The sequence below is a fragment of the Kitasatospora xanthocidica genome (assembly GCF_014656195.1).
In the GTDB taxonomy this organism is placed as follows: Bacteria; Actinomycetota; Actinomycetes; order Streptomycetales; family Streptomycetaceae; genus Kitasatospora; species Kitasatospora xanthocidica.
Genome location: NZ_BNBY01000073.1, coordinates 1 through 606, shown reverse-complemented (window position 1 = coordinate 606; position 606 = coordinate 1). Strand labels below are relative to the sequence as shown.

Genomic DNA, 606 nt, shown 5'->3' with positions numbered 1-606 from the left:
CCGCAGGTGGATGGGCGTGGCCGCCCGTGGCGTGATCACCGGCAGGTGGTCAACGGTGTGCTGTGGCGGCTTCGGACCGGGGCCCCGTGGCGCGACCTGCCCGAGCGGTACGGACCGTGGCAGACCGTCTACGAGCGGTTCGCCCGCTGGGAAGCGGACGGCACCTGGGCGAGGCTGCTGGAGCACGTCCAGGTCCGCGACGACGCCGTGGGCCGGGTGGAGTGGACCGTCGCCGTCGACTCCACGGTCAACCGGGCCCACCAGCACGCCGCCGGCGCCCGCAAAAAGGGGACGCGGACGGGGACGAACTGGAAGATCCGGGCCGCTCACAGACGCGCCAGGCCCTCGGCCGGTCCCGAGGCGGGCTGACCACGAAGGTCCACCTCGCCGTCGACGGCCGCGGCCTGCCGCTGTCGATCGTGCTCACCCCGGGCAACGTCAACGACGCCACCACGTTCGCCGAGGTCCTGGACGGGATCCACGTCCCGCGAGCCGCAACAGGCCGCCCGCGCACGACACCGTTGCGGGTGCTGGGCGACAAGGCCTATTCCAGCAGGGCGATCCGGCATCTGCTGCGGCGTCGGGGCATCGCTGCCACGATCCCCG

The 606-nt window shown here is 73.3% G+C and carries 1 pseudogene; it reads left to right on the top strand.

Annotated elements, in window-relative coordinates:
• Nucleotides 1–606, top strand: a pseudogene (locus tag IE332_RS40485) (IS5 family transposase); the annotation flags it as partial.